3 protein-coding genes are annotated in these 2305 nt (G+C 71.3%); all 3 read left to right on the plus strand.

What is annotated here, in order from left to right; translation table 11 throughout:
• Positions 1-1554: bifunctional diguanylate cyclase/phosphodiesterase (locus APM_RS10190; protein ID WP_007423289.1), on the plus strand; the 1554-nt coding region annotated here is incomplete at its 5' end.
• 51 nt (positions 1555-1605) lie between these two features.
• Positions 1606-2076: a GatB/YqeY domain-containing protein gene (locus APM_RS10195; RefSeq protein WP_007423290.1), complete on the plus strand. Its 471-nt coding sequence runs from the start codon at positions 1606-1608 to the stop codon at positions 2074-2076.
• Positions 2073-2305: CHC2 zinc finger domain-containing protein (locus tag APM_RS10200; protein WP_007423291.1), on the plus strand; the 233-nt coding region annotated here is incomplete at its 3' end. The genes APM_RS10195 and APM_RS10200, both read left to right, overlap by 4 nt.

Here is a 2305-nt window from a genome sequence, read left to right on the forward strand (position 1 = left end):
TTCATGGCCGGCACCGACGCCGCCCTGGCCAGCCCGGCGGATCCGGCCATCGATCCCTATGCCGAGCTCCGCCGGCAGATCCGCATGCGCCGCCCGTTCCGCGATCTGGTGGTGCCGGTCTCGGCCGCGGGCGAGCGGCGCTGGTGGTCGCTGACCGGCAAGCCGACGCTCGATCACGAGGGCGCCTTCGCCGGCTATCGCGGCGTCGGCTCGGATGTCACGGCCATGCAGCGCTCCCGCCAGCGCATCGACTTCCTCGCCCAGCACGACACGCTGACCGAGCTGATCAACCGCGCCGCCTTCGGCGTGCTGCTCGACCGCGCGCTCGCCCCCGGCAATGCCTGCGGCGCGGCGCTGCTCTATCTCGACCTCGACCAGTTCAAGGCGGTGAACGACAGCTACGGCCACGGCCTGGGCGACATCCTGCTGCGCGCCGTCGCCAGCCGGCTGCGCAACGCCATCCGCGAAACCGACACCGCCGCCCGCCTCGGCGGCGACGAATTCGCCGTGCTGCTGCCCTCGAACAGCCGGATCGACGCCACCGCGATGGCCGACCGCATCATCGAGCGCCTGTCGCGCCCCTACCGGTTCGACGGCGTCTCGGTCGAGATCGGGGTGAGCATCGGCATCGCGCTCGCCCCCGCCGATGGCGACCGCCAGGACCTGCTGTTCCGCAACGCCGACCTCGCACTCTACCGCGCCAAGAACGACGGCCGCGGCACCTGGCGGCTGTTCGACCAGGCGATGGACCGCCAGGTGCAGAACCAGCGCAGCCTGCGCCGCGACATCAAGCGCGCCCTGCACGACGGGCAGCTCTTCGTCGAATACCAGCCCGTCGTCTGCCTGCGCACCCGCCGCATCCGCTCCGTCGAGGCGCTGGTCCGCTGGCGGCATCCGCAGCGCGGCATCATCGGGCCGGAGGATTTCATCGCCATCGCCGAGCGCTGCGGCCTGATCGGCGCCGTCACCCGCCACGTCCTGACCGAGGCCGCCTCGCTGGCCATCCGCCTGCCGTCCTCGGTCTCGGTCGCGATCAACCTCTCGGCGCTGCACCTGCGCGAGGCCCTGCTGTTCGACCAGCTCTCGGCGGTGATCTCGACCTCCGGCCTCGCCCCCGAGCGCGTCGAGTTCGAGGTGACCGAGACCGCGCTGCTGACCACGGACGACCGCACGATCGACAATCTGCGTCGCCTGCGCCGCTTCGGCTGCCGCATCGCGATCGACGATTTCGGCACCGGCTTCGCCTCGCTCTCCACGCTGCGCTCCTTCCCCTTCGACCGGCTCAAGATCGACCGCAGCTTCATCCACGAACTCGGCCGCGCCGAGAACGGCGAGCGGATCGTCAAGGCGATCGTCGAATTCGGCCAGACCCTCGGCCTGCTGATCACCGTCGAGGGCGTCGAAACCGAGGAACACGCCGCGATGCTTTACGGCTATCGCGACATCGATGCGCAGGGCTACCTCTTCTCCCCGCCCGTCTCCGGGGATAGGATAGTGGCCATCACGGGTTCGGGCGTCGCGACGATCGCGCCGGCCGAACCGGCGACCATGTGAGCCGCCGCCCGCCCCGGGGCGGGCGGCCTTCAGCCCTGTTCGGAGACAGCCATGACGACCAGCCCCCTGCGCGGCCGCATCCTCGATGACCTGAAGGCGGCGATGCGCGCGCGCGATGCGCTGCGCGTCTCCACGCTGCGCATGGTCTCGGCCAAGCTGAAGGACGCCGACATCGCCGCCCGCCCGCGCGGCATCGAGGCGATCGCCGAGCCCGACATCGTCGCCCTGCTGCGCGGCATGGTGAAATCCCGCCGCGAATCCGAGGCGCAGTACCGCGCCGGCAACCGCCCCGACCTCGCCGACCAGGAAGCCGGCGAAATCGCCATCATCGAGGGCTACCTGCCGCAAACCCTCGCCGGCGCCGCACTGGATGACGCCATCGCCGCCGCCATCGCCGCCACCGGCGCGTCCGGCCCGAAGGAGATGGGCGCCGTCATCGCCGCGCTGAAGGCGGCGCACGGCCCGGCGCTCGACATGGCCGCCGCCTCGGCGGCGGTGAAGGCGAAGCTGGCCGGCGGATGAGCCTGCCGCCCCATTTTCTCGACGAACTGCGCCACCGCACGCCGCTCGCCCCCCTGGTCGCCCGCCGCGTGCGGCTCGAGCGCGCCGGCCGCGACCAGAAGGGCTGCTGCCCGTTCCACAACGAGAAATCCCCGTCCTTCTACGTCTACGACGATCACTACCACTGCTTCGGCTGCGGCGCGCATGGCGACGCCATCAGCTTCGTCATGCAGAGCGAGGGGGCGAGCTT

The sequence above is a fragment of the Acidiphilium sp. PM genome (assembly GCF_000219295.1).
In the GTDB taxonomy this organism is placed as follows: Bacteria; Pseudomonadota; Alphaproteobacteria; order Acetobacterales; family Acetobacteraceae; genus Acidiphilium; species Acidiphilium multivorum.